This window comes from Streptomyces sp. BPTC-684 (genome assembly GCF_030028635.1).
In the GTDB taxonomy this organism is placed as follows: Bacteria; Actinomycetota; Actinomycetes; order Streptomycetales; family Streptomycetaceae; genus Streptomyces; species Streptomyces noboritoensis.
Genome location: NZ_CP124863.1, coordinates 2,076,773 through 2,103,224, shown reverse-complemented (window position 1 = coordinate 2,103,224; position 26,452 = coordinate 2,076,773). Strand labels below are relative to the sequence as shown.

Genomic DNA, 26,452 nt, shown 5'->3' with positions numbered 1-26,452 from the left:
TCCACTTCAGTTTGTTCACCTCGTGTGGAGGCAGTGATGGGTGTAACCGGTCCGATCCGCGTGGTGGTGGCCAAGCCGGGGCTCGACGGGCACGACCGGGGCGCCAAGGTCATCGCACGGGCGCTGCGCGACGCGGGCATGGAGGTCATCTACACCGGCCTGCACCAGACGCCCGAGCAGATCGTCGACACGGCCATCCAGGAGGACGCCGACGCGATCGGCCTCTCCATCCTCTCCGGCGCCCACAACACGCTGTTCGCCAAGGTCCTGGAACTCCTGAAGGACCGCGACGCGGAGGACATCAAGGTCTTCGGCGGCGGCATCATCCCCGAGGCCGACATCCCCCCGCTGAAGTCCCTCGGCGTGGCCGAAATCTTCACCCCCGGGGCGACGACGACGTCGATCGTGGAGTGGGTGAACGCGAATGTGAGGGAGGGGGCGGGGGCGTAGCGGTTCGTCTGCGGGTGGGTGGGGGCTGGCCGCGCAGTTCCCCGCGCCCCTGGAAGCGCCCCTCCGGGGCGCCCAGGGGATGCCGCGCAGCGGCATTCAAGGGGCGCGGGGAACTGCGCGAGCAACCCAGCACGGTCCGCAGACGAACGGGGGTCCGGGGGCGTAGCCCCCGGGAGAGCCACCTCCACCCCCACCCACCCCCGGAGGGTTCAGGGAAGGGGCGGGGTGGGGGATCAACCGCCGAGTTCGGCCAGCATCGCCCCCCGCAACCGCAACGTCCCCACCAGCCGCTGAAACGCCTCCGCCCAGTAACCCCCCGCCCCCGGCGATGCCCCTTCCTCCTCCACCGGCACAGCCGTCAGCGCATCGAGCCGCCCCGCCTCCCCCGGAGACAGGCACCGCTCCGCCAGCCCCATCACCCCGCTGAAGCTCCACGGGTAGCTCCCGGCGTCCCGCGCGATCTCCAGCGCGTCGACGACGGCCCGCCCCAGCCCCGCCGACCACGGCACCAGACACACCCCCAGCAGCTGGAACGCCTCCGACAACCCGTGCGCGGCTATGAACGCGGCGACCCACTCCGCCCGTTCCCCCTCCGACAGCGTCGACAGCAGCTTGGCCCGCTCGGCCAGCGACACCGTCCCGGCGTTCCCGCCCGGCGGGGCGGACGGGGTGCCGAGGAGCGCACGCGCCCACTCCGCGTCCCCCTGCCGCACCGCCGCCCGGCACCACGCCGCGTGCAGCTCGTCCCCCCAGTCGTCGGCGACCGGCAACGCCACGATCTCCCGCGCCGAACGCCCCCCGAGCCGCCCCGCCCAGCCCCCCAGCGGCGCCGCCTCCACCAACTGGCCGAGCCACCACGACCGTTCGCCCCGCCCGGTCGGCGGCTTGGGCGCCACCCCGTCGCGCTGCATCCCGGCATCGCACTCGTGCGGCGCCTCCACCGTGATCCGCGCCCCGTCCCCGTCCCCCGACCGGTCGAGCGCGACGCACGACGCCGCCCGCGCCGCCATCCGCCCGGCCAGCGCGGACGCGGGCAGCGCCGAAAGGAGTTCGGCGGCCGTGGCACGGACGTTACGGCTGCGGTCGGCGAGCGCCCGCTCCAGGAACGGCTCGTCCTCCCCGCCGAGCCCGGCCCGCAGCGAGTCGAGGAACATCAGCCGGTCCTCGGCCCGCTCGGCCGCCCACGTCGTGGCGAGCAACTCCCGCGCGGCCCCCGGCTCGTACGCCCGTACCGTCGAGAGCAGCGCCACCCGCTCGGCGAACAGCCCCTCCTCCCACAGCCGCCGCACCGCCTCGGTGTCCGAGGCGTCGGGCAGGACCGCAGTGCCCGACCCGCCGCGCAGCGCGAACCGCCACTCCGGGTTCAGCCCGGCCAGCCACGTCCCGCGCGGCCCGGCGAACGCCAGCGCCTGCGGCCGCAGATCCGTACGCGCCCGGGCCGCATCCAGCAGGGCGGGCAGCAGGGCGGGCGGCGCCCGGAAGCCCCGCTCGGCCGCCGCGCTCAGCCACTGCGGCAGCAGCTCCGCCAGATCCGGCGCGGCTCCCCGCCGCCCCCCGGAGTGCGCCGCCGCCGAACGGTCCGCGAGCAGTTGCCCCAGCCGGCGCCGCGCGGCCTCCGGCAGCTCCGGCCGCCCGTCGTCCGGCGCCTTCTCGGGCCGTACGGGCGCGGGTGCGGGCAGCAGCCCCGCCCGGCGGCGGACGGTGTGCCGCGCGGCCTCGTCGAGGAGCGCGGCGGGCCCACCGGCGGCGGGCCGCCGCTCGGTGCCGAGCAACGCCGTGGTGACGAGCTCCTCCCAGGAACCGCCTCTGCTCCCGGTCCTGGTCGCGTCCCCGGTCCTGGTCGCGGCAGCGGACATAGTGGCCTCCCCTCCATGCATATGCGCAACCTCCTTCACAGCAGTCCCCGCAGTCCCCGCAGTCCTCGAAACGGCAGCCCTCACAGCAGCCGCACCGCCTCCGCCTCGCCCTGCGCCCACCCCGCCAGCGGCGCGAACCCCCGGTGTCCGCACTCGCCGAACACCGTCACCGGGCCACCGCCCGACAGCGCGACGAGCTTCCACAGGCCCGCCCGGTCGGCCGCGCCCGAGGCAATGGGAAGCGCCAACTCGCCGTTATCATCTGCGAGTTGCCATCCAGCCCCGCCGCCCTCGCCCGGCGGCACCGGTATCACCCCGCTCACCGTCACCGGCCACGCGTCCAGCCACGGGTCGTCCCGCAGCGCCCGTCCGTACCGCTCCAGCGCCTCGGCCGTCGTGCCGCCGGGCGGCGGGCCCCCGGCCGCCAGCGGCGCCCCGAACCGTTCGCCCAGCGCGGCACGCAGCTGCCCGCCGCCGGGGTACGGCGTGAGCTCGGCGTCGATCGCCAGGCCGACCGGCAGGGCGAGCTCGGGCGCCCGGCCCGCCGCACCGAAGTCGAGCAGCATCGCCGCGCGGCCCGACTCCCGTCCATACAGCCAGATCCGGCGCGTGGTCAGCTTGGCGTCGGCCGTGTCGTACTGGGCGAGGACCTGCCATATGTCCCGCACCGGCGGTCCCTGCGGCGGCGCGGGCACACCGACCCGCGCCCGGACCGTGGCGGCCAGCGGCTCCGGCAGCCCCTCTCGGCCCAGCCAGGCCCGGTCGAGCAGATGCAGCAGCGCGCACTCCTCCAGGAGCCGCACCGGCCAGCCGGGCCCGGAGCCCGCTATCGAGCCCAACTCCCTTACCCTGCCTGCCAGTCCCGGCGCCTGGGCGTCGACCATGCGGGCGGCCGTCTCCTCCCACAGCCCGTACCCGGGCCGCTCGGCCGCCGCGAGACCGCCGCGCAGCAGGTCCTCAAGTCGCTGCTCCAGCTCGCTCGCCCCGGCCGTGACCCGCTCGGCGCGCTTCTCCGCGCGGCGCCGGGCCGCCTCCGGATCGGCCGTCCTCGCCTCGGCGGGGCCCGCCGCCTCGCTCCCCTTCTTCTCCGCCCGCTCCCGACGCCCGCGCAGCCACTGCTCGGCCCAGCCGGGCACCTCCCCGTCCGCGACGGCCGGCACCGCCCGCTCGTCCGCCGCCCAGAGCAGCAGCAGCCCCAGCGCGTGCTTGCACGGGAACTTGCGGCTCGGGCAACTGCACTTGTATCCGAGCCCGCCCGTGTCGACCACTGTCTGGTACGGCTTGCTGCCGCTGCCCTTGCACAGGCCCCACACGCTCGTGTTGTCGCAGCCGCTTTCCGACCACGGCCCGGCCGTGCCGAGCTTGGCTCCCGCCTTGCGTGACGCGGCGTCAGGAGCCAGGGCCAGCACCTGTTCCGCAGTCCAGCGCACCCCCTGCTGATTCATGGTTCCGAAGGTAGATGCCCCCACTGACAATCGCCCTGACCTGCGCTTTCCCCCTCGCCGGGGCCGATTGTCAGTGGCGTGGTGCACGGTGGAGTCACATCGGGTCGACTGATCTGGAGGGGGATCCATGACCGTGTCCGAAATCAACTCCGCGGCCGCCGGAAGCGGTGTCGAGGCGGCCGCCGCCGAGGCCCTGCGCCCGCACGCCGAGCACGCGTTCGCGCACGAACTCAAGGCGCTGGCGGCCGCCGACGACCGGCCCAGACCCGCCCGTTGGCAGCTCTCGCCGTGGGCCGTCGCCACGTATCTGCTCGGCGGCACCCTGCCCGACGGCACGGTGATCACGCCGAAGTACGTGGGCCCGCGCCGCATCGTCGAGGTCGCCGTCACCACGCTCGCCACCGACCGGGCGCTGCTGCTGCTCGGCGTCCCCGGCACCGCCAAGACCTGGGTGTCCGAGCACCTCGCCGCCGCCGTCAGCGGCGACTCCACGCTGCTGGTCCAGGGCACGGCCGGCACCCCGGAGGAGGCGATCCGGTACGGGTGGAACTACGCGCAACTGCTGGCGCACGGCCCCAGCCGCGACGCCCTGGTGCCCAGCCCGGTCATGCGGGCCATGGCCGAGGGGATGACGGCCCGGGTCGAGGAGCTGACCCGTATCCCCGCCGACGTGCAGGACACGCTGATCACGATCCTGTCGGAAAAGACGCTGCCCATCCCCGAGTTGGGCCAGGAGACGCAGGCGGTGCGCGGCTTCAACCTCATCGCCACGGCCAACGACCGCGACCGGGGGGTCAACGAGCTGTCGAGCGCGCTGCGCCGCCGCTTCAACACGGTGGTGCTGCCGCTCCCGGCGACCGCCGACGAGGAGGTCGACATCGTCTCGCGCCGGGTCGACCAGCTCGGGCGCTCGCTCGACCTGCCCGCGGCGCCCGAGGGCATGGACGAGATCCGCCGGGTCGTCACCGTCTTCCGCGAGCTGCGGGACGGGGTGACCGGCGACGGCCGCACCAAGCTCAAGTCCCCTTCGGGGACGCTCTCCACGGCCGAGGCGATCTCGGTGGTGACGGGCGGTCTGGCGCTCGCCGCGCACTTCGGCGACGGCGTGCTGCGCTCCGGCGACGTGGCGGCGGGCATCCTCGGCGCGGTCGTCCGCGACCCGGCGGCGGACCGCGTCATCTGGCAGGAGTACCTGGAAACGGTGGTGCGCGAGCGCGACGGCTGGAAGGACTTCTACCGCGCGTGCCGCGAGGTGTCGGCGTGACCGCCCCGTCCCCGGTCGTGTCGGACGCGGCCGCGCCGGATGCGTCCGTGCCGGAGGTGGGCGGGCCCGGTGCCACGGCCCCGGCGGCCGCCGTGCCCCCCGGCCCCTGGCTGCTCGGCGTGCGGCACCACGGGCCCGGGTCGGCGCGGGCCGTGCGGGCGGCGCTGGAGGCGGCGCGGCCCCGGGCCGTGCTGATCGAGGGCCCGCCCGAGGCCGACGGGCTGCTCGCGCTCGCCGCCGACCCGGACATGCGGCCGCCGGTCGCGCTGCTCGCCCATGTGGTGGACGATCCGCGCCGGGCCGCGTTCTGGCCGATGGCCGAGTTCTCGCCGGAGTGGGTGGCGCTGCGCTGGGCCCTGGACGCGGGCGCGGAGGTCCGCTTCATCGACCTCCCGGCGGCCCATTCCCTGGCGGCGGGCGACGAACGGCCTGAGAACGAACCGGAGGACGGGAGCGGTCCACAGGACGAGCAGGACGAGCGGGACGAGCAGCCCGCGCTGCGGATCGACCCCATCGGCGTGCTCGCCGAAACCGCCGGATACGACGACCCGGAAGCCTGGTGGGAGGACGTCGTGGAGCACCGCGACGGCACGCCGGGAGCCGATCCGTACGGCCCGTTCGCCGTCCTGGGCGAAGCCATGACGGCGCTGCGCGAGGCGTACGGGGACGGCGGCCACGCGCGCGACCTGATCCGCGAGGCGTATATGCGCCGGCAACTGCGCGCAGCCCGGCGCGAGTTCGGGGACGAGGTCGCGGTCGTGTGCGGCGCCTGGCACGTGCCCGCGCTCGCCGAGAGGACCACGGTCGCGGCCGACCGCGCGCTGCTCAAGGGCCTCCCCAAGGTGAAGGCCGAGCTGACCTGGGTGCCCTGGACCCACCGCCGCCTCGCCCGGCACAGCGGCTACGGCGCGGGCATCGACTCGCCCGGCTGGTACGGGCACTTGTTCGGCGCCCCCGACCGGCCCGTCGAGCGCTGGATGACCAAGGTCGCCGGGCTGCTGCGCGAGGAGGACCGGCAGGTCTCGTCCGCCCACGTCATCGAGGCGGTGCGGCTCGCCGGGACCCTCGCCGCGATGCGCGGCCGCCCGCTGCCGGGCCTGACCGAGACGACCGACGCGGTGCGGGCGGTGATGTGCGAGGGCTCCGACGTGCCGCTCGCCCTCGTCCAGGACCGCCTCGTCGTCGGCGATGTGCTCGGCGAGGTCCCGGACGCCGCCCCGGCCGTCCCGCTCCAGCGCGACCTCACCCGCGCCCAGCGCTCCCTGCGGCTCAAACCGGAGGCGATGGAGCGGGAGTTGGAGCTCGATCTGCGCAAGGAGACCGACGCCGCGCGCAGCCGGCTGCTGCACCGGCTGAGCCTGCTCGGCATCGGCTGGGGCGAGCAGTCGGCGTCCCGGGGCAGCACCGGCACGTTCCGGGAGAGCTGGCGGCTGCGCTGGGAGCCCGAGCTGTCGGTGCGGGTGGCCGAGGCCGGGGTGTGGGGCACCACGGTCCTGGCCGCCGCCACCGCGCGGGCCGAGTCCGAGGCCGCCGGGGCGACGGTCCTGGGCGAGATCACCGCGCTGGCCGAGCGGTGTCTGCTCGCCGAGCTCTCCGACGCGCTCCCGGTGGTGATGCGCGCGCTCGCCGACCGGGCCGCGCTCGACACGGACGTCGCCCACCTCGCCCAGGCGCTGCCCGCCCTGGCCCGCACGCTGCGGTACGGAGACGTGCGCGGCACGGAGACGGCCGGGCTCGGGGAGGTCGCGACCGGGCTCGCCGAGCGGATCTGCGTCGGCCTGCCGCCTGCCTGCACGGGCCTGGACGCGGACGGCGCCACCGAGATGCGCCGCCGCATCGACGACGTCCACACGGCCATGGCCCTGCTGCCGCAGGCGCCCGAGGGCACGACGACCCTGCGGGACCGCTGGGCGTCGGTCCTGGTCAGGCTGGCCGGGCGGGACTCGGTGGCGGGGGAGATCCGGGGCCGCGCCGTCCGCCTGCTCCTGGACGACGGACGGCTCGACGACACCGCGGCGGAGCGCCACATGGGCCTGGCGCTCTCGGTGGGGACACCGCCCGGCGACGCGGCCGCCTGGATCGAGGGGTTCGTCGGGGGCGCGTCGGGCGGCGGCATGCTCCTCGTCCACGACGAGCGGCTGCTCGCCCTGGTCGACACCTGGCTGACCGGCGTCCCGGCCGACGCCTTCACGGACGTACTGCCGCTGCTGCGCCGCACCTTCTCGGCGTACGAACCGGGCGTGCGCCGCACCCTCGGCGAGCTCGTCCGGCGCGGCCCCGGCACCACCGGTCCGGCCCCGGCCGACGCGGGCGCCTCCGGCTTCGGGGCCGGGCTCGACGAGGAGCGCGCTGCCGCCGTGGAGCCGCTGCTGCGACTGCTGCTCGGCGCGAGCACCCACGGCTCCGACGCACCACCGGAGCCGTCCGACCACCTGGCGTCCGACCACCTGGCAGGAGTGGGGAAGTGAGCACAGAACAACTCGATGCGGCCGCCGGTGAGCGGCTGCGCCGCTGGCGGATGGTGCTCGGCGGGGAGCAGGGCGCCGACGGCACGGGCCGCACACTCGCCGGGCGCGACGCCGCGATGGACGGCGCCCTGTCCGCGCTCTACGGAGGCTCCGCCGGGCGGGGTTCGACGAAGGACCGGGGTGCCGGGCTCGGTGCCTCCGCCCCGAGCGTCGCCCGCTGGCTGGGTGACATCCGTACGTACTTCCCCAGCTCGGTCGTCCAGGTGATGCAGCGCGACGCCATCGACCGGCTCGGGCTCTCCGCGCTGCTCCTGGAACCGGAGATGCTGGAGGCCGTCGAGGCGGACGTGCACCTGGTGGGCACGCTGCTCTCGCTGAACAAGGCGATGCCGGAGACCACCAAGGAGACGGCCCGCGCGGTCGTCCGCAAGGTCGTCGAGGACCTGGAGAAGCGGCTCGCCACCCGGACGAAGGCGACGCTGACGGGCGCCCTGGACCGTTCGGCGCGGATCAGCCGCCCCCGCCACCGCGACATCGACTGGGACCGCACCATCCGGGCGAACCTGAAGAACTACCTGCCGGAGTACGACACGGTCGTCCCCGACCGGCTGATCGGATACGGGCGGGCCGCCCAGTCCGTCAAGAAGGACGTGGTCCTCTGCATCGACCAGTCCGGCTCGATGGCCGCCTCGGTCGTCTACGCCTCGGTCTTCGGCGCGGTCCTCGCCTCGATGCGCTCGATCGCCACCCGGCTCGTCGTGTTCGACACGGCCGTCGTCGACCTCACCGACCAGCTCGACGACCCGGTGGACGTGCTGTTCGGCACCCAGCTGGGCGGCGGCACCGACATCAACCGCGCCCTCGCCTACTGCCAGTCGCAGATCACCCGTCCTGCCGACACCGTCGTCGTACTGATCAGTGATCTTTACGAGGGAGGGATCCGGGACGAGATGCTGAAGCGGGTGGCGGCGATGAAGGCGTCCGGGGTGCAGTTCGTGGCCCTGCTCGCCCTCTCCGACGAGGGCGCCCCGGCGTACGACCACGAGCACGCGGCGGCCCTGTCGGCCCTGGGAGCGCCCGCCTTCGCCTGCACCCCCGACCTCTTCCCGGAGATCATGGCGGCGGCCATTGAGAAGCGGGCCCTGCCGATACCGGACGCGGGCTGAAACCCGGTGCCGGGGTCGGCCTCCCGGCCGGGGGTCCGGGGGTTGTCCCCCGGGAGATGCAGTATGGCGGCGGCCATTGAGAAGCGGGCTCTGCCGATACCTGACACGCTGTGAGCAGGTGATCTGTGACAGGTATCACCGCTCCGGTGTGATCTGCGATTTAGGGAGCTCGCTCTGGCGGGGATAACCTGCGAGACGGACATGCCGCGTACCCGGACACCGTGTACGCCTCCCTCAGTGACAGCGCCGTCACGTTGCCCTTCGCGGCACGCCCACGCAGAAAACGAACCGCGAGACCACTGAAAAGGGACGGACGCGCGTGGACCTGTTCGAGTACCAGGCGAGGGACCTCTTCGCCAAGCACGGTGTACCGGTGCTGGCCGGTGAAGTGATCGACACGCCTGAGGCAGCCCGCGAGGCGACCGAGCGGCTGGGCGGCAAGTCCGTCGTCAAGGCGCAGGTGAAGGTCGGCGGCCGCGGCAAGGCCGGTGGCGTCAAGCTGGCCGCCAACCCCGACGAGGCGGTCGCCCGCGCGACGGACATCCTCGGCATGGACATCAAGGGCCACACGGTCCACAAGGTGATGATCGCCGAGCTGTCCCCGGAGATCGAGGCGGAGTACTACGTCTCGTACCTCCTCGACCGCACCAACCGCACCTTCCTCGCCATGGCGTCGGTGCAGGGCGGCATGGACATCGAGGAGGTCGCGGAGAAGACCCCCGAGGCCCTCGCGAAGGTCCCGGTCAACGCCGTCGAAGGCGTGAACATCGAGAAGGCCCGCGAGATCGTGGCCCTGGCGAAGTTCCCGGCCGAGGTGGCCGAGGGTGTCGCCGAGGCCATGGTGACCCTGTGGGACACCTTCGTCGCCGAGGACGCGCTCCTCGTCGAGGTCAACCCGCTGGTGAAGACCAAGGACGGCCGCATCCTGGCGCTGGACGGCAAGGTCTCGCTCGACGAGAACGCCGAGTTCCGCCAGCCGGAGCACGAGGCGCTCGAGGACAAGGACGCGGCTGACCCGCTCGAAGCCGCGGCCAAGGCCAAGGGCCTCAACTACGTCAAGCTCGACGGCGAGGTCGGCATCATCGGCAACGGCGCGGGTCTCGTCATGAGCACCCTGGACGTCGTCGCGTACGCCGGTGAGAACCACGGCGGCGTGAAGCCGGCCAACTTCCTCGACATCGGCGGCGGCGCGTCCGCCCAGGTGATGGCGAACGGCCTGGAGATCATCCTCGGTGACGCGGACGTCAAGTCCGTGTTCGTCAACGTCTTCGGTGGCATCACCGCCTGCGACGAGGTCGCCAACGGCATCGTCCAGGCGCTGCAGCTCCTCGCCGACAAGGGCGAAGAGGTCACCAAGCCGCTGGTCGTGCGCCTCGACGGCAACAACGCGGAGCTGGGTCGCAAGATCCTGTCGGACGCGAACCACCCGCTGGTGCAGCGCGTGGACACCATGGACGGCGCGGCCGACAAGGCCGCCGAGCTCGCGGCCGCGAAGTAAGGGACGAGGGAAACCACAGCCATGGCTATCTTCCTCAACAAGGACAGCAAGGTCATCGTCCAGGGCATGACCGGTGCCACGGGCATGAAGCACACCAAGCTCATGCTCGGCGACGGCAGCAACATCGTCGGCGGTGTGAACCCGCGCAAGGCCGGCACGTCCGTCGACATCGACGGCCACGAGATCCCGGTCTTCGGCACGGTCGCCGAGGCGATGGAGAAGACCGGCGCCAACGTGTCCGTCCTCTTCGTGCCGCCGGCGTTCGCCAAGGCCGCCGTGGTCGAGGCGATCGACGCCGAGATCCCGCTCGCCGTGGTCATCACCGAGGGCATCGCGGTCCACGACTCCGCCGCCTTCTGGGCGTACGCGAAGGCCAAGGGCAACAAGACCCGCATCATCGGCCCGAACTGCCCCGGTCTGATCACGCCGGGCCAGTCCAACGCCGGCATCATCCCGGGCGACATCACCAAGCCGGGCCGTATCGGCTTGGTCTCGAAGTCCGGCACGCTGACGTACCAGATGATGTACGAGCTCCGTGACATCGGCTTCTCGTCCGCCGTCGGCATCGGTGGCGACCCGGTCATCGGCACCACGCACATCGATGCGCTCCAGGCGTTCCAGGACGACCCGGACACCGACCTGATCGTCATGATCGGTGAGATCGGCGGCGACGCCGAGGAGCGCGCGGCCGACTTCATCAAGGCCAACGTGACCAAGCCGGTCGTCGGCTACGTCGCGGGCTTCACCGCGCCCGAGGGCAAGACCATGGGCCACGCCGGCGCCATCGTCTCCGGCTCCTCCGGCACGGCCCAGGCCAAGAAGGAGGCCCTGGAGGCCGCGGGCGTCAAGGTCGGCAAGACGCCGACCGAGACGGCCAAGCTGGCGCGCGAGATCCTCGCGGGCTGACCTTCAGGTCCGCGGTTCTGTACGCGCGTGGGCCCGCACCCCTGTCCGGGGGTGCGGGCCCACGCGCGTTTCTCCGGGCGCAACAGGCGTCAGCCGGCGTCGCGTCAACTGGCGTCAGCGGGACTCCGGGACCAGCCGTTCCGGCCCGTGGGCGGGCTCTTCGAGCAGCTTGCGGTGGAGCTGCTCGTCCTCTTCGCCGTGCCGCTGCGGGCCGCTGTTGAGCGGGACGTCGCCGATGCGCTGACCCGGGGAGACCGGCGGGATGTAGCGGGTGGGCGCGGTGGAGAGCGTGAAGGCCGTCGCGCCGGCGATGACGGCGGTCAGGGTGACGGCGGCGCGCGTCCAGATCCGGATGCGGCGCTCGCCACCGGTGCGCACGTGCCAGGGGCCCGGCAGCCGGGTCACGGCCCGGGACTCGGCGAGGGCGAGTTCGCCGATGCGCCGCCGCAGCAGTTCGGACAGCGCCTCGGGGGTGGCGGCCGCAGCGAGCTCCGGCACGTGGGCGGCGACGGCCTCGCGGGCGTGCAGCAGCCGGTTCGCGGCGGCCGGGGTGCTGGCCTCGGTCTCGGCGGCGGTCTCGGGCAGGTCGAGGCCGAGGCCGTCGTAGAGCAGGAGAGTGCGGCGGTAGCGGGGCGGCAGGTCGAGCAGCGCGCGCAGCAGCGTACGGAGCTCGGGGTCGGCCGGGGGGCGGTCGGGGTGCCTGTGCGCGGGGCGGAACCGGTGCCAGGGGGAGAGGGCGTACTCGTGCGCCGCCGCCCGCAGCCAGCCCGCCGGGTCGGCGTCGGTGGCGACTTCGGGCCACCGCTGCCAGGCGAGGTGGAAGGCGCGCTCGACGGCCTCCTTCGCCAGCCACCGCCGACCGGTGAGCAGGTACGTCTGCTGGACGAGGGGGGTGGAGTGGGCGGCGTAGAGGGCGTCGAAGGCGTCGCCGGGGGGGTCGGGGACGGGGCGAGGAGGCTCGGCCTCCTCGGGCGGGGCGGGGTCCTGTGACGTCTCGTCGGCCTCGTCCGTATCGGCGGGTAGCGCGGGCGCCCCGGCGGCCGAGGGGACCGGTGCCGGGTCGTGGCGGACCGGGGCCGTGGCCCGGGGCTTGGCGGCGCGCTTCGCGGCGGAGCGGGGGCGGCGGGTGTTCAGGGGCTTGGCGGGTGCGCCGGGTTTCCCCCGGGTGGTGGGGGCGCCGGGCCCGACGTCCGCGTCCGGGGCGGGCGGGGCCCCGCCGGAGCCCGTGCCGGGCCGTTCCTCCGGGGGCGGCAGGGGCGGCAGGGGCGGCGGCGACATGGCGGCACCGGTGTCGGACGTGCGCTCTGTCATGAAGGGCTCCCAGGACTCCCCGCGAAGGCCGAGACGGCCGTACCGCCCGCAGTCTTACCCCGGTTAGAAAAGCATATAAACGTATATTGAGCGACACGGCGGGCATTTTCCTCTTACGGGGAGAAAGCGCGTGTCGTTGGCAGCATGGCGGCGTGACACAAGCGACCGATCGCGGCCTGATGTTGCCGGCGGCCCAGGGCCGCTCGTCCGTGCTGGCCACCTGCGTGCTGCGCGGGGCGATGGCGGCGGGGCTGGGACTCGGCGCGCTCGCCGTGCTGGTGACGGTGGTGTGGATCAGCTCGCCGTACCCCGACAGCGGGCCCGGCGGCGCGCTGCGCTCGGCGGCCGCGCTGTGGCTGCTCGCCCATGGAACGCAGCTGGTCAGACCCGACACGCTCAGCGGCGTGCCCGCTCCGGTGGGGATCGTGCCGCTGCTGCTCGTCGGGCTGCCGGTGTGGCCGGCGTACCGGACGGCGCGGGACGCGCTGTCGTACGAGGGGGAGCCGGGGTACGGGGACGACGAGGGGGTGGAGGAGGGCGGCGAGCTTGCGCCGCTGCCGCCCGCGTGGGCTGCCTTCACGGCGTTGACCTGCGGATATCTCCTGGTGGGTGCGGCGGCGGTGCTGTACGCGTCCGGCGGGCCGCTGCCCGCCGCGCCGCTCAGCGCCGCGCTGCACCTGCCCCTGGTGGCCTCGTGCGCGGTGGGTGCCGGGCTCTGGACCGCGTACGGCCGTCCGCGCGCTCCGCTGCCGCGCTGGGTGCCCGCGGCCGTACGCCGGGTGCTGGTCCATCGTCGTATGAATACGGCTGTACGAGCCGGGTCAGCCGGGGCCGCCGTGCTGCTGGCGGGCGGGGCGCTGCTCGCCGGGGCGGCGCTGGTGTGGCACGCGGGTGCGGCCCAGGACGCGTTCCTGCGGCTGGCGCAGGACTGGCCGGGGCGGCTCGCGGTGATGATGCTGCTGCTGGCGCTGGTGCCGAACGCGGCGGTGTGGGGGGCGGCGTACGGGCTGGGGCCGGGGTTCCTGCTCGGCGCGGGCGCGGTGGCGACGCCGCTGGGGGTGGCGGGCACGCCGGCGGTGCCGCACTTCCCGCTGCTGAGCGCGGTACCGGCCGAACCGCACGGGAACTGGCTGACCTGGTCGGTGGCGGCGCTTCCGGTGCCGGCCGGGCTGGTGGTCGGGTGGTGGACGGCGCGGCGGGCGACGGGCGAGGAGGAGGAGTGGGGGCGCGGGGAGACGGCGCTGGCGGCGGCGTACGGCGCGGCGGCGTGCGGGGCGGCGCTCGCGCTCCTGTCCGCGCTCTCGGGCGGCCCTCTCGGCACGGAGCACCTGGCGGCGCTGGGCCCGGTGTGGTGGCGCACGGGCGGGGCGGCGCTGCTGTGGACGGCGGCGGTGGGGGTGCCGGGGGCGCTGGTGCTGCGGTGGTGGTGGAGCCGGGGTGCGGCGGAGCCGCCGGTTGTGCCCGCAGGGCGGTGGTGGTCGCGCCTCGCCTGGCGGCGCCGGAAGACCGAGGCGGTGGAGCCGGTGGACGTCGAGCCGTACGACTTCCTGCCGATGAGGGCGTGGCACGACAGCGGGGCGCGGGAGGTGCGGTGGGCTGCGCTGCGGGAGGCGTCGGGGGGCCTGATGCCCGAGATCGCGCCGGGGGCGGCCGTACCGCCGGGGCCGGGTGCGCTGCCGGAGCCGGACGGGCCGCCCGAGCCGGAGGATCGGCCCGAGGTCGTCGGGCTGCCCGAGCCGGGCGGGCTGCCCGAGGCGGAGGTTCGGCCCGAGGTCGTCGTGCTGCTGGAGTCGGACGGGCCGCCCGAGCCGGAACCGGATGCGCCGGAGGCGTCTGCGCCGGGTGACGAGGGCGAACCCGGGCCCGAGAGCTCCCCCCTCCCCGAGACCGAGCCCCCGGCCCCCCACTAGCAGCGATGCCCACCCGCCCGCCCGTTCGGCGGTGTGGGAGAGGCCCGGGCCTCTGGTGGTGGGTTGCTCCCCGCCGGCGGCCGCACCCCGCCGCTCCCGGCGCCCGCCTGCGGTGGGCAGGGCGACGTCCCGCCCGCCCGTCCGGCGGCGTTGGAACGGCTCGGGCCTCTCGTGCTGGTTGCCCGCCATCGGCGCCTGCGGCCCGCAGGTCGCGGCGCCCGCCTGAGCCGGGCAGGCTCATCCCGCCCGCCCGTTCAGCCGTGCTGGCCAGGCTCGGGTCTCCCGTGGCCGGTTGCCCGCCGTCGGCGGCCGCGCCCCGCCGGTCGCGGCGCCCGCCTCCGGCGGGCAGGCCCATCCCACCCGCCCGTTCGGCGGTATGGGGATGGCTCGGGCCCTCGTGCCGGTTGCCCGCCATCGGCGGCTGCGCCCCGCCGCTCCCGGCGCCCACCTGAGCCGGGCAGGCTCATCCCGCCCGCCCGTTCAGCCGTGCCGGGACGGCTCAGGCCTCCCGATGTGGGGCTACCCGCCTGCGGCTGCCGACCGTCAACAACCCGCCCCCATCCACTCCTTCACTTACTCCTTCACCCCGAACAACGGCACCAACGGATCCGGTAGCAAGTCGTTGCACGCCAGGGAGCCCGTCTTCGTCAGGGCGTCGTCCACGCACGTGTAGTAGTCGCGGTACACGAGCTGCATCGTGAACGTCGCCGCCACGATCGACAGGGACAGGATCGCCGTCACCAGGCCCGTGACCGCCGCCGTCGTCTGGGGCTTGGCGGGGGGCGGGGGCGGGGCCGACGCGGGGTGGGCCGGGGCCGTCTCCGGGGGCTTCGGCTTGGCGCGGAGGGAGCTGATCGCCCAGTACAGCGCCAGCGAGCCGAGCAGCAGCGCGATCTCCGTCATGTCGAACAGGGCGAAGAAGAACGCCCACATGCCCGAGAGCAGCGCGTAGCGCGCCCGGCGCTGGGCCGGGTCCGTGGGGTCCCAGCGCAGGGCGGGGCCCGGCGGCGGGTTCTGGCCGGGACCGGGGCCGGGGCCGGAGCCGCGCTCCGGGTCCTCGGGGCGGTTGCCGAAACCGCCCTGGCCGGGGCCGGGCTGGCGGCTGCTCCACTGGCTGCCCCAGGGGGACGAGCCGTCGGCCGGGCGGCGCGGCCGCCACGGCTGGTCGGGCCGCCCCTCCGGCGGCGGCGCGAACGGGTTGTCGTCGGCGGGCGCCCGGTCCGGGCCCCCGCCGGTGGAGTCCCCTCCGGTGCCGCCCTGCGCCTGCCCGGCATCCTCTCCCCGCGCACCCGGGTTCGTCGGGTCCGTCGAATCCGTCGTCGCGGGGGACTGGCGTTCTGCGAACGGCTGGTCGCGTCGGTCCGGCATCTGGTGAACGTCTTCCCCTCGGACCCCTGGCCAAGGGGGTCGCATTCGTCGAGCATCCAGGTCGAGCGCCGAACGGCTCCCCGCGGGTTCCCGCGCGGGAGTCCGGCCGGACGCTCGGCGTGCTCATATCCGTGCTCATGTCGTCGTCGCGGCGCTGTCCTCGGACCGCGCCTCCCCAGACGCTACCTGCCGGGCCTGCCCCCGTCCCGTGGGGGCGGTTCGGTGTGCCGGTATCGTTGCTGACGGTCGGCGCATTCGTAGGGTTCCCCGTATCGAGGGGGACGACTCGTTCGTATGACCATACAAAGGTGCGTCGCGGGCGGTGTCCCGCCGGGCGCCAGGCCCCGCCCGGCGGGGTGCGGCGCACGCACCGGCACAGACCCACCACGCCTCACCCCGTACGCGAGAAAGGGCCCAGCCGTGGCCTCCCCGCCCCCCGCCGCCGCTCCGGCACGCCTCGTCGTGCTGGTCTCCGGATCCGGTACGAACCTCCAAGCCCTGCTCGACGCCATCGCCGCCGACCCGGACGGGTACGGCGCGCGGATCGTGGCCGTGGGGGCCGACCGGGACGGCATCGCCGGCCTTGAGCGGGCCGAAAAGGCCGGTCTGCCCACCTTTGTCTGCCGGGTGAAGGATCACCCCACCCGTGACGCCTGGGACCTCGCGCTCGCCGAGGCCACCGCAGCGTACGCGCCGGACCTCGTCGTGTCCGCGGGTTTCATGAAGATCGTGGGGAAGCACTTCCTCGCCCGGTTCGGCGGGAAGGTCGTCAACACGCACCCCGCCCTGCTGCCCAGTTTTCCCGGCGCCCACGGCGTCCGTGACGCCCTCGCGTACGGCGCCAAGGTCACCGGATGCACCGTCCACTTCGTCGACGACGGCGTCGACACCGGCCCGATCATCGCCCAGGGCGTGGTCGAGGTCCGGGCGGACGACACGGAGGACGCGCTCCACGAGCGCATCAAGGAAGTCGAGCGAAGGCTGCTCGTCGACGTCGTGGGGCGGCTGGCCCGCGACGGATATCGCATTGAGGGACGAAAGGTTCTGTTGCCGTGAGTAGCAAGCGGGAGATCCGTCGCGCGCTGGTCAGCGTCTATGACAAGAGTGGGCTGGAGGAGCTGGCGCGTGGGCTGCATGCGGCCGGGGTCGAGCTCGTTTCCACCGGGTCGACGGCCGGGCGCATCGCGGCCGCCGGGGTGCCCGTCACCAAGGTCGAGGAGCTGACCGGCTTCCCCGAGTGCCTGGACGGCCGGGTCAAGACGCTGCACCCGCGCGTGCACGCCGGGATCCTCGCCGATCTGCGCCTGGACTCGCACCGCGAGCAGCTGGCGGAGCTCGGCGTCGAGCCGTTCCAGCTCGTCGTGGTGAACCTGTACCCGTTCAAGGAGACCGTCGCCTCGGGCGCCTCCGCCGACGAGTGCGTCGAGCAGATCGACATCGGCGGGCCCTCGATGGTCCGGGCCGCCGCCAAGAACCACCCGTCGGTGGCCGTCGTCACCAGCCCCGAGCGGTACGCGGACGTGCTCGCGGCCGTCGAGAGCGGCGGCTTCGACCTGGACGCCCGCAAGCACCTGGCCGCCGAAGCGTTTCAGCACACCGCCGCGTACGACGTGGCCGTGGCCTCCTGGATGACCAATGTGTACGCGCCGGAGGACGGCGCCGCGCTGCCCGGCTTCCTCGGCGGGACCTGGGAGCGCAAGTCCACCCTGCGCTACGGCGAGAACCCGCACCAGGCCGCCGCGCTCTACACGGACGGGCAGCCGGGCGGCATCGCCAACGCCGAGCAGCTGCACGGCAAGGAGATGTCCTTCAACAACTACGTGGACACCGAGGCCGCCCGGCGCGCCGCCTACGACCACGACGAGCCGTGCGTCGCGATCATCAAGCACGCCAACCCGTGCGGCATCGCGGTCGACGCCGACCTCGCCACCGCCCACCGCAAGGCCCACGAGTGCGACCCGCTGTCCGCCTTCGGCGGCGTCATCGCGGTCAACCGCCCGGTGACGGTGGCCATGGCCGAGCAGGTCGCGGAGATCTTCACCGAGGTCATCGCGGCCCCGGCGTACGAGGACGGCGCGGTCGAGGTCCTGGCGCGCAAGAAGAACATCCGCGTCCTCAAGGTCGACGGCACCCCGCACCAGCCCGGCGACCTCAAGCCGGTCTCGGGCGGCGCCGTGCTCCAGCAGACCGATGTGTTCCAGGCCGAGGGCGACGACCCGGCGAACTGGACGCTGGCCACCGGGGACGCGCTCTCCGAGACCGAGCTGAAGGAGCTGGCGTTCGCCTGGAAGGCGTGCCGGGCCGTCAAGTCCAACGCCATCCTGCTCGCCAAGGACGGCGCCTCGGTCGGCGTCGGCATGGGCCAGGTCAACCGGGTCGACTCGGCCAAGCTGGCCGTGGAGCGGGCCGGCGAGGAGCGCGCGCGAGGCTCGTACGCCGCCTCGGACGCGTTCTTCCCGTTCCCCGACGGTCTGGAGATCCTGACCGCCGCGGGCGTGAAGGCGGTCGTGCAGCCGGGCGGTTCGGTCCGCGACGAGCTGGTGGTCGAGGCCGCGAAGAAGGCGGGCGTGACGATGTACTTCACCGGCACGCGCCACTTCTTCCACTGATCGCACACGCGAAAGGCCGCACCCCGGGTGCGGGGTGCGGCCCTTCGCGAAGTGGCTCAGTAGCGCGGGCGGTTGAACCAGGCGCTGCCGTCCCGGGTCATCATGGCCGCCGCCATGATGCCGCCGAAGGTGATCCACAGCAGGGCCCAGACCAGCGACGCCGAGCTGCCGGAGTCCGCGGAGCCGGCCAGGCCGAGCACGCCGACGACGGCGCCCAGGATGCCGTAGACCATCGTCGTGATGCGGACGCCCTGGCGGCCCTTGGACAGCCGTACGCCGAGCGTGATCGACAGCGCGGACAGGCCGAGGAAGACCAGCGCGATGACGACCATGATCCCGGCGGCGGCGTGGCCGATGTCCCCGAACGGGGTGTCGCCGAAGGTGTCGTCCGCGTCGTTCGACACGTCGTTGGCCGCGGCGCCGATGAACAGGAACAGGAAGCCGACCAGCACCTGGACGGCGCCCACGATGAACAGGAAGACGCGGGCGGTCTGCATCAGGCCCGGCATCTGCGGCGGCATCACCATGCCGCCGGGGTAGGCCGGGTAGCCCGGCGCTTGCGGGTAGCCGTACGGCTGCTGCGGCGGGACGCCCTGCGGGGCGGCCGGGTAGCCGTAGCCGGGCGGCGCCTGCGGCGGCGGGGGTGCCTGGCCGTACGGGTTGTTCGGGTCGCCGAAGCTCATGGCGGGTTTCCTCCGTTGTTCCTTGCGGGGACGACGCGGCCCGAGCGGAGGAAAGGTGGTGTGTGAGCGGTTCGCCCCCCGGCACTGCCCGCGGTACTGCGCAGATCATCGTTCTAAACGAGACATAAGTTTGTCCAGCCGGACGCTGGATGTGTTGTGCAAGTGCAACTTGGGCGATCATGAGTCGCCCTGGAAGAATGGGAAACATGACCGCCCAGATTCTCGATGGCAAGGCCACCGCCGCAGCGATCAAGTCCGATCTGGCCGTCCGCGTGGCGGCCCTCAAGGAGAGGGGCGTCCACCCCGGTCTCGGCACCGTCCTGGTCGGTGAGGACCCCGCCAGCCAGAAGTACGTGGCGGGCAAGCACCGCGACTGCGCGCAGGTGGGCATCGCCTCCATCCAGCGCGAACTGCCCGCCACCGCCACGCAGGAGGAGATCGAGGCGGTCGTCCGGGAGCTGAACGAGGACCCGGAGTGCACCGGCTACATCGTCCAACTCCCGCTCCCCAAGGGCATCGACGAGAACCGCATCCTGACGCTGATGGACCCGGCCAAGGACGCGGACGGGCTGCACCCGACCAACCTCGGCCGCCTGGTGCTCAACGAGCCGGGCCCGCTGCCCTGCACGCCGTACGGGATCATCCAGCTGCTGCGCAAGCACGGTGTGGAGATCAACGGCGCCGAGGTCGTGGTGATCGGCCGCGGTGTCACCATCGGGCGCCCGATGCCGCTGCTGCTGACCCGCCGCTCCGAGAACGCGACGGTGACGCAGTGCCACACCGGCACCCGTGACCTCGCCGCCCATCTGCGCCGGGCCGACATCATCGTGGCCGCCGCCGGGGTGCCGCACCTGGTCAAGCCCGAGGACGTCAAGCCGGGCGCGGCCGTCCTGGACGTCGGCGTCAGCCGCGACGAGAACGGCAAGATCCTCGGCGATGTGCACCCCGGTGTCACCGAGGTGGCGGGCTGGATCTCCCCGAACCCGGGCGGAGTCGGTCCGATGACCCGCGCCCAGCTGCTGGTCAACGTCGTCGAAGCGGCGGAGCGCGGCGCGTCCGCGAGCTGACCGGAAGGGACCGAGGCATGGACGCCGATACGAGTACGGGGGACGGCGGCACCGGCGGGGGCGACCCCGCGGAGCCGTCGGCGAGTGGCGCCCAGCCGTCCCCGGGGGCCGAGTCGGCCCTGAACGGGGCCGGGCCCTCCGCCAACGGCCACGGGGCCCCGGCCGGGGCCCCCGTCAGCGGGACCGCGGCCGCCCCCGCCCCCCGCAAGGCCTCCCGGCGGTTCCCCTCGGTCACGCGGGACACCGCGCGGCCCGAGGGCGGCGGGCGGGCGGCCTCCGGGGCCTCGCCCGCGCCCGCGCGCCAGTGGCCGCTGCTGACGGTGCTCGGGTCGACCGGGCTCGGGCTGCTGCTCGTCTCCGTGGACCTGTTCCGGGTCGGGCTGATCATCATCGGCCTGGCCCTGCTGGCGGGCGGCGTGCTGCGCTGGATGCTGCCGTCGGTGGGCATGCTGGCGGTGCGCTCCCGGTTCACCGACATCACCACGTACGGCGTGCTCGGCGTGCTGATCGTGCTGCTCGCGCTGGTGGCGCAGCCCAGGCCCTGGCTGGACATCCCGTTCCTGGAGGACGCGGTCCGGTTCACCGTGCGCTGAGCGGGGCGCGGGTGAACGCCCGCGCGCCCCGGTGCGTACATCCGTACGTAAAACAGAACGGCGCCCGTCCTCTCCCCCGTGGGACGACGGGCGCCGTCCGTCCCCCGTGGACGTAAGAGTCATGGACGCGCCAAGGCGGCTACAAGGGAAGCCGGAGGCCTGTGGCGCGGAGGTGACCGTTCCGCAACTGTGTGTGCGTCGGGCAACAGCCTCGCCCGGGCGGCGGGGGCCTTGGTGACGGCACCCCGCGCCGATGGGAGGATGGGGGCGGAACAGGGGCCAAGGGTGTGTGGGGGGCGGCACCGGTCTCGGGGGCACATCGGGCACGTATGGGGGGACAAGGGGGAAGCACATGCCTCGCTGGAAGGCGCTGCCGGAGGAACTCGACCCGCAGGTGAGGGAGTTCGCGAGCCAGCTGCGCAGACTGGTCGACCGCAGCGGACTGAGCCTGGCGGCGGTCGCCGACCGCACCGGCTACAGCAAGACCTCGTGGGAGCGCTACCTGGGCGGGCGGCTGCTGGCACCCAAGGGCGCGATCGTCGCGCTCGCCGAGGTCACCGGCACCAATCCCATCCATCTGACCACCATGTGGGAGCTCGCGGAGCGCGCCTGGAGCCGCGCCGAGATGCGCCACGACCTGACGATGGAGCAGATACGGATATCCCAGGCGCGGGCGGCGCTCGGCGAGTTCGGCCCGGCCCCCGGGGGCGGCGGGCCGCAGAGCCCGGCGCCCCAGCGCGCCGCCGAGCCGCTGCCGGCCGCGCCCCGGCCGTCCGGGCTCGGCGTCCCCGTGGCCGAGCCGGGCGCGGGCCGGCGCGTGCCGCCGCAGGGCCCGAACCGGGGGCCGGGCGGCGGGGGCGGCCCGGGGACCGGCGGGCGGCGCAGGCTGATGATGTTCGCGGTGGGCGTCGTCGGCGCCCTGCTCGTCATCGCCGCGGCCGTCCTGCTCACCGATCTGGGTGGCGGCGACGACAAGGCGGCCCCGAAGCCGTCGGTCACCCCCACCACCTCCGCGCCCTCGCTGCCCGCGGGCGTGAAGTGCGCCCGCGACAGCTGCACCGGGCAGGACCCGGAAGTGATGGGGTGCGGCGGCGCGTTCGCCAAGACCGTGTCGTCCGCGAAGATCGGCACCGCGCTGGTCCAGGTCCGCTACAGCCAGACCTGCCAGGCCGCCTGGGCCCGCATCCAGCAGGCCGCGCCCGGCGACAAGGTGACGATCAGCGCGGGCACCACGCCGGGCGGGTCCGGGACGGTCGACGCGGACAAGGAGGCGTACACCAAGATGCTCGCGGTCGACGGCCCGGCGTCGGCGAAGGCGTGCGCGACCCTGGTGTCCGGCAAGAAGGGCTGCACGGTACGGCAGTGAGCCGCCCGGAGTACGGGGTGAGGCGTCCCACAGGGGGGTGGGGGTTCGAGGTGGCCGGGGTCGGATAGCCTGACCGCTGGATATCTCTTCACGTCAAGATTCAGTTCGGGGTCACCCCCCCCGTGAGCCCGGGGAGCACCGAGCCGGACCTTGACGTGAAGAGATAGCCGGAACTAGGGGCAACCCCCCACCACCTGCTGTTCTAAACGGAGATCGCCATGACCCGCACTCCCGTGAATGTCACCGTCACCGGCGCGGCCGGACAGATCGGCTACGCGCTGCTCTTCCGTATCGCCTCCGGTCACCTGCTCGGCGCGGATGTGCCGGTCAACCTCCGTCTCCTGGAGATCCCGCAGGGCCTGAAGGCCGCCGAGGGCACCGCCATGGAGCTCGACGACTGCGCCTTCCCGCTGCTGCGCGGCATCGAGATCACCGACGACGCCGACAAGGCGTTCGACGGCGCCAACGTCGCCCTCCTGGTCGGCGCCCGCCCGCGCACCGCCGGCATGGAGCGCGGCGACCTGCTCTCCGCCAACGGCGGCATCTTCAAGCCGCAGGGCAAGGCCATCAACGACAACGCGGCGGACGACATCAAGGTCCTCGTCGTCGGCAACCCGGCCAACACCAACGCGCTCATCGCGCAGGCGGCGGCCCCGGACGTCCCGGCCGAGCGCTTCACCGCGATGACCCGTCTGGACCACAACCGGGCGATCTCGCAGCTCGCGAAGAAGACCGGCGCGGCCGTCTCGGACATCAAGCGCCTGACGATCTGGGGCAACCACTCGGCCACCCAGTACCCGGACGTCTTCCACGCCGAGGTCGCCGGCAAGAACGCCGCCGAGCTCGTCAACGACGAGGCGTGGCTGGCCGACACCTTCATCCCGACCGTCGCCAAGCGCGGCGCCGCGATCATCGAGGCCCGTGGCGCGTCCTCGGCCGCCTCCGCCGCCAACGCCGCCATCGACCACGTGCACACGTGGGTCAACGGCACCGCCGAGGGCGACTGGACCTCCATGGGCATCCCGTCGGACGGCTCCTACGGCGTCCCCGAGGGCCTCATCTCCTCCTTCCCGGTCACGGTCAAGGACGGCAAGTACGAGATCGTCCAGGGTCTGGAGATCAACGCCTTCTCGCGCGCCCGCATCGACGCGTCGGTGAAGGAGCTCACGGAAGAGCGCGACGCGGTGCGCGCGCTCGGCCTGATCTGAGCCTCCCGCTCGACACAGCCGTAACGCTGTAAACACCACCCCCGGCAGCCCCGCCAGGCCGCCGGGGGTGGTCTTTTTGGCGTACGACACGGAGGGGGCGCCTCCTCTACGCTGTGGCCTTCGTCACAGGCAACTCGCCTGTAGGCGTGGGGAGTTCGCTCATCGGGGGGACCGTTGGTGCAGACCTACCTGCCGCAGCAGCCGGGCCCGCCGGGCGACGGGACGGCGGGCCGCCGCCCCACGCCCGCCACCAGTGAGGCGACCCGGCTGCTGTGCGCGGGCGCCTATATCGACGAGGGCTTCCGGGACGCGGTGATCGACACCCTCTACCTCCACGAGGAGCGCATCGCCGCCCCTTCGCTGGGCATCGACGCGGCCAGGGTCCTCGCTCACGCCCTGCGCGCCCGGCGGATCGAACTCGGCTGGGCCGCCGCGATCGTCCTCCTGTGGATCCTCTCCGTACCGCTCACCCGGTGGCTGATGTTCTGCTACCTGCCCGCGTTCCAGCTGCTCACCCTCGCGGCCGCGATCCGGGGGACCGCCGCGCAGCCGGGCTGGATCCGCCGGACGGCCGCCTGGGTGGTGCGCATCCTCGGCTGGCTGCTCTACGCCTGGGTCCTGTGGCTGCTCGTCGTGCCCGCCGTGAAAGGCGGCCCGCCCGACGCGGCCGGGATCCCCGAGGAGATCGCCGAGCGGGCGCTCGGGGCGGGGCGCATCGAGGCGTGGGTCGCCCTGCTGCTGCCGCTGGTCCTCGCGTGGGCCGTCGCCATGCAGCGCGGCCAGTTCGCCAGAGCCCTCGTCGGTGAGCTGTCCCGGGCCCGGTTCCCCCAGCTCGCCCACGATCCGGCGGAAGCCGCGGAGGGGCTGCGCTTTCAGCGCCTGGCCCGCCGCATCCGCGCCGAGCAGCACGCGCCGCTGGTCCTCTACCAGGTGGGCAACCCGTTCTGCGGCGCCGGTGTCCCGTACGAGCCGTGGTCCCTCTCGGTCGAGCTGCGCCCGGGAAAGGACCGGGAACCGGAACCGCTCGACAACAGCGCCATCCTGCGCCGCATCGTGCCGCTCCTGGAGGCGCTGCGCTTCCCGTCCCCGCACGGCTCGCCGGAGCTGGCGGTGGCGGTCCGGGACCGGCTGCGGGACCTGGAGCTCGACGAGGTCGTGTTCCTGCCGGTGGAGGGCCTGCCGACGCGCGCCGACGCGCCGTGCACCCAGGACGCGTTCGAGCGCCACCGTGCCCACGCCATCGAGGAGGGCGGCGAGACCCGGCGCCACTTCCTGCGGATCCGGGTCGGCGGCTGGGGCGAGGGGATCGTCACCACCGTGCACGTACGGGTCCACACCCAGGGCGGGATGCTGATGCTGGAGGTCGCGCCGCACGTGCTGCGCCCGGTCAAGGGGGAATACGAGGGGGCCGACCGGGTCGCCCACCGCTACCAGCGCAACAACCGCTTCAGCAAGGCGGCCTGGGCACTCGCCCGCACCCCCGGCGCGGGGACGAAGGCGGTGGTCGCGCTGGTACGCGGGGCCGCCGCGCTGTGGCGGCTCGCCACCTCCGGCTACGGCAGGGCGCTGCCGGAGGGGCCGGTCACCTCGGTGCGCGAGCTGGGCTCCGGTGACGGGGCGTCCCTCTTCCAGGAGATGGACGTCAACCGCTATCTGAAGTCCATTCAGGACCGGGTGGCCAACGGGGTGCGGCTGGCGCTCCAGGAGGCGGGCTGGGAGACGGACGAGTTCGTCCAGAAGATCGTCAACGTCGCCGAGGGGGCGACGTTCATCGAGACCGCCAAGGGAGCCATCGCCATCGGCGACCGCAACACGGTGATCAACAGTACGAGCAGAGCGGGAACGGGAGGCGGCCGTGGCAACGGATGACGGGCAGGGCAAGCGGCCCAGCGGGATCAGCATCGGCAGTGTGGTGGGCGCGATGGCCATCGGCGACCACAACACCGTGACCAACCAGCAGGGCGGCGCACCGGCCGACCCCGTACAGGCCGAACTCCTCGAAGCGCTACGGGAGTTGCGCACCGACCTCGCCCGGGTCGTCGCGGGCGAGCGCACCCGGGCGCTCGACGGCGCCGCGGCCGACGCGGAGGCCGAGATCGCCTCGGCGGGCGCGGCGAGCCCGGGGCGCCTGGCCCGGCTGCGCCAGGCGCTCGACGGCGCGGAGGGCCTCACGAGCGTCCTCGCCTCGGCGGCCGCCGTCGGCCGGACGGTCGCCTCGCTCCTGGGCGGCTGAGCCATGAGCGCACGACGCGGTGGGGGCGCCCACTGGAACGACGAGACGCAGAGCTGGGAGCAGGGCGAACCCCCGCCGCGCCGGGGCGCCGGGGCGGCTCCCCGGCCACCGGGTCCGCCCGCGGGCCCGCCGCCCTCGTCGCCGCCGCTGTTCGGGGCGCCGCCGCCCCCGCCGCCGGGCTTCGCGCCGCCGCCGTATCACGAGGCGGAGACCCAGGGGGCGTACGGCCTGCCGGAGCTGCCGCGCGATCCGGCGCACCCGCCCCCGTACGCGCCGCTGGACCCGGGGCGGCGCAGGCAGCGGGCGGTCGTCGCCGCGGTCGCGGCCGCCGTCCTCGCGGGCGGGCTGGCGGGCGGCTGGCTGATGTGGGGCCGGGACGGCGGCTCGGGGAGCGGGGGAGTGGTGGCCACCTCGGCCTCGGCGTCGGGGACCGGGAGCCCGACGGATACGCCCACGGACACGCCCACGGATACTTCCACCGACGGGGCGACGGACACGCCGACGGACACGCCGACGCCCACCGACAGCGCGTCGCCCGACGCGAGCACCGCCGCCGTGCCGGACGGCTTCCGGCAGGTGGAGGACCCCCTCGGCTGGCGCGTCGCCGTACCGGCCGCCTGGACCCGCACCGAGGAGCGCAGCAGCGCCCTCTACCGCTCGCCCGACCAGCGCTACCTGCTCCAGATGTTCCGGCTGACGGAACCGGGCATCACCCCGTACGAGGCGCTGCGCATCACCTCGGACAATCTCGCCGCCCACCGCGGGTACCAGCGGATCTCGCTGCGCCGGATGACCGAGGTGACCACCACGGACGCGGCCGAGCTGGTCTACGCGTACAACCGCACCGTCCAGACCGACCGCGTCCAGGGCGTCGCCCGCTCCTTCGTCGCCGGGAACGGGGTGCCGTACACGGTGCTCGTGTACGGCCCCGACGAGGACTGGCCCGCCCAGCTCGGCGTCCTGAACAAGGTGCTCGGCACGTTCACGCCGAACTGAGAGAGGGGCGGACTGAGACTGGGAGGGGCGGACCGAGAAAGGGTCGGCCCCCGGC

21 protein-coding genes are annotated in these 26,452 nt (G+C 74.0%); 16 read left to right on the top strand and 5 right to left on the bottom strand.

The window, feature by feature from the left end; translation table 11 throughout:
• The first annotated feature begins 36 nt into the window (after positions 1-36).
• The gene (locus QIY60_RS09335; RefSeq protein ID WP_101389677.1) at positions 37-450 is read left to right on the top strand and encodes a cobalamin B12-binding domain-containing protein; all 414 of its coding nucleotides are present in this window, start codon (positions 37-39) and stop codon (positions 448-450) included.
• 233 nt (positions 451-683) lie between these two features.
• Here the strand turns inward: QIY60_RS09335 and QIY60_RS09330 are convergent, their stop codons facing one another.
• Both QIY60_RS09330 and QIY60_RS09325 read right to left on the bottom strand, forming a co-directional pair.
• Positions 684-2,306 carry a DUF5691 domain-containing protein gene (locus tag QIY60_RS09330; protein WP_283141997.1) on the bottom strand — a complete coding sequence of 541 codons (1,623 nt, stop codon included), beginning with the start codon at positions 2,304-2,306 and terminating at the stop codon, positions 684-686.
• Positions 2,307-2,386: 80 nt separating this feature from the next.
• Entirely contained in the window at positions 2,387-3,751 is a 1,365-nt protein-coding gene (locus QIY60_RS09325) for an SWIM zinc finger family protein (RefSeq protein WP_283141996.1), read from the bottom strand.
• Between the two features lie 127 nt (positions 3,752-3,878).
• On the opposite strand from QIY60_RS09325, the gene QIY60_RS09320 reads away from it, so the two are divergent.
• The 5 genes from QIY60_RS09320 to sucD all read left to right on the top strand — a co-directional run bounded on the left by QIY60_RS09320 (position 3,879) and on the right by sucD (position 11,053).
• The gene (locus QIY60_RS09320; protein WP_283141995.1) at positions 3,879-5,015 is read left to right on the top strand and encodes an AAA family ATPase; all 1,137 of its coding nucleotides are present in this window, start codon (positions 3,879-3,881) and stop codon (positions 5,013-5,015) included.
• Between the two features lie 56 nt (positions 5,016-5,071).
• Positions 5,072-7,483 (top strand): DUF5682 family protein, encoded by a 2,412-nt coding sequence (locus tag QIY60_RS09315; RefSeq protein ID WP_283145874.1) that lies wholly within the window; start codon positions 5,072-5,074, stop codon positions 7,481-7,483.
• A 50-nt stretch (positions 7,484-7,533) separates the two neighbouring features.
• Positions 7,534-8,649, top strand: coding sequence for a VWA domain-containing protein (locus QIY60_RS09310; protein ID WP_283145873.1), 1,116 nt, complete (start codon positions 7,534-7,536; stop codon positions 8,647-8,649).
• A gap of 319 nt (positions 8,650-8,968) precedes the next feature.
• A complete protein-coding gene (gene sucC / locus QIY60_RS09305; RefSeq protein WP_283141994.1) occupies positions 8,969-10,147 on the top strand; it encodes an ADP-forming succinate--CoA ligase subunit beta in 1,179 nt (392 codons plus the stop codon).
• Positions 10,148-10,168: 21 nt separating this feature from the next.
• A complete protein-coding gene (sucD, locus tag QIY60_RS09300) occupies positions 10,169-11,053 on the top strand; it encodes a succinate--CoA ligase subunit alpha (RefSeq protein ID WP_283141993.1) in 885 nt (294 codons plus the stop codon).
• Positions 11,054-11,167: 114 nt separating this feature from the next.
• On the opposite strand, the gene QIY60_RS09295 is transcribed toward sucD, so the two are convergent.
• The gene (locus QIY60_RS09295) at positions 11,168-12,364 is read right to left on the bottom strand and encodes a sigma factor-like helix-turn-helix DNA-binding protein (RefSeq protein WP_283141992.1); all 1,197 of its coding nucleotides are present in this window, start codon (positions 12,362-12,364) and stop codon (positions 11,168-11,170) included.
• Positions 12,365-12,516: 152 nt separating this feature from the next.
• Between QIY60_RS09295 and QIY60_RS09290 the strand changes: the two genes are divergently transcribed.
• A complete protein-coding gene (locus QIY60_RS09290) occupies positions 12,517-14,274 on the top strand; it encodes a DUF6350 family protein (protein ID WP_283141991.1) in 1,758 nt (585 codons plus the stop codon).
• Positions 14,275-14,847: 573 nt separating this feature from the next.
• On the opposite strand, the gene QIY60_RS09285 is transcribed toward QIY60_RS09290, so the two are convergent.
• Positions 14,848-15,642: a hypothetical protein gene (locus QIY60_RS09285; protein WP_283141990.1), complete on the bottom strand. Its 795-nt coding sequence runs from the start codon at positions 15,640-15,642 to the stop codon at positions 14,848-14,850.
• 420 nt (positions 15,643-16,062) lie between these two features.
• Here QIY60_RS09285 and purN point away from each other — a divergent pair, with 420 nt between their 5' ends.
• Both purN and purH read left to right on the top strand, forming a co-directional pair.
• A complete protein-coding gene (purN, locus tag QIY60_RS09280) occupies positions 16,063-16,698 on the top strand; it encodes a phosphoribosylglycinamide formyltransferase (protein ID WP_101389684.1) in 636 nt (211 codons plus the stop codon).
• Complete coding sequence (gene purH, locus QIY60_RS09275) at positions 16,695-18,251, top strand: bifunctional phosphoribosylaminoimidazolecarboxamide formyltransferase/IMP cyclohydrolase (protein WP_283141989.1); 1,557 nt, start codon at positions 16,695-16,697, stop codon at positions 18,249-18,251. Before purN ends, purH begins: the two co-directional genes overlap by 4 nt.
• 56 nt (positions 18,252-18,307) lie before the next feature.
• Here the strand turns inward: purH and QIY60_RS09270 are convergent, their stop codons facing one another.
• Entirely contained in the window at positions 18,308-18,934 is a 627-nt protein-coding gene (locus QIY60_RS09270; protein ID WP_283141988.1) for a DUF3824 domain-containing protein, read from the bottom strand.
• A gap of 206 nt (positions 18,935-19,140) precedes the next feature.
• On the opposite strand from QIY60_RS09270, the gene QIY60_RS09265 reads away from it, so the two are divergent.
• From QIY60_RS09265 to QIY60_RS09235, 7 genes are all read left to right on the top strand, one after another.
• Positions 19,141-20,001, top strand: coding sequence for a bifunctional methylenetetrahydrofolate dehydrogenase/methenyltetrahydrofolate cyclohydrolase (locus QIY60_RS09265; protein ID WP_283141987.1), 861 nt, complete (start codon positions 19,141-19,143; stop codon positions 19,999-20,001).
• A 17-nt stretch (positions 20,002-20,018) separates the two neighbouring features.
• Positions 20,019-20,594, top strand: a complete 576-nt coding sequence (locus tag QIY60_RS09260) for a DUF3017 domain-containing protein (RefSeq protein ID WP_283141986.1) — start codon at positions 20,019-20,021, stop codon at positions 20,592-20,594.
• 352 nt (positions 20,595-20,946) lie between these two features.
• Positions 20,947-21,960 carry an XRE family transcriptional regulator gene (locus QIY60_RS09255; protein ID WP_283141985.1) on the top strand — a complete coding sequence of 338 codons (1,014 nt, stop codon included), beginning with the start codon at positions 20,947-20,949 and terminating at the stop codon, positions 21,958-21,960.
• A gap of 218 nt (positions 21,961-22,178) precedes the next feature.
• The gene (locus QIY60_RS09250) at positions 22,179-23,168 is read left to right on the top strand and encodes a malate dehydrogenase (protein ID WP_283141984.1); all 990 of its coding nucleotides are present in this window, start codon (positions 22,179-22,181) and stop codon (positions 23,166-23,168) included.
• A gap of 177 nt (positions 23,169-23,345) precedes the next feature.
• Entirely contained in the window at positions 23,346-25,037 is a 1,692-nt protein-coding gene (locus QIY60_RS09245) for a hypothetical protein (RefSeq protein WP_283141983.1), read from the top strand.
• Complete coding sequence (locus QIY60_RS09240; RefSeq protein WP_283141982.1) at positions 25,024-25,401, top strand: hypothetical protein; 378 nt, start codon at positions 25,024-25,026, stop codon at positions 25,399-25,401. Before QIY60_RS09245 ends, QIY60_RS09240 begins: the two co-directional genes overlap by 14 nt.
• A 3-nt stretch (positions 25,402-25,404) precedes the next feature.
• Entirely contained in the window at positions 25,405-26,397 is a 993-nt protein-coding gene (locus tag QIY60_RS09235; protein ID WP_283141981.1) for a hypothetical protein, read from the top strand.
• Positions 26,398-26,452: the final 55 nt, after the last annotated feature.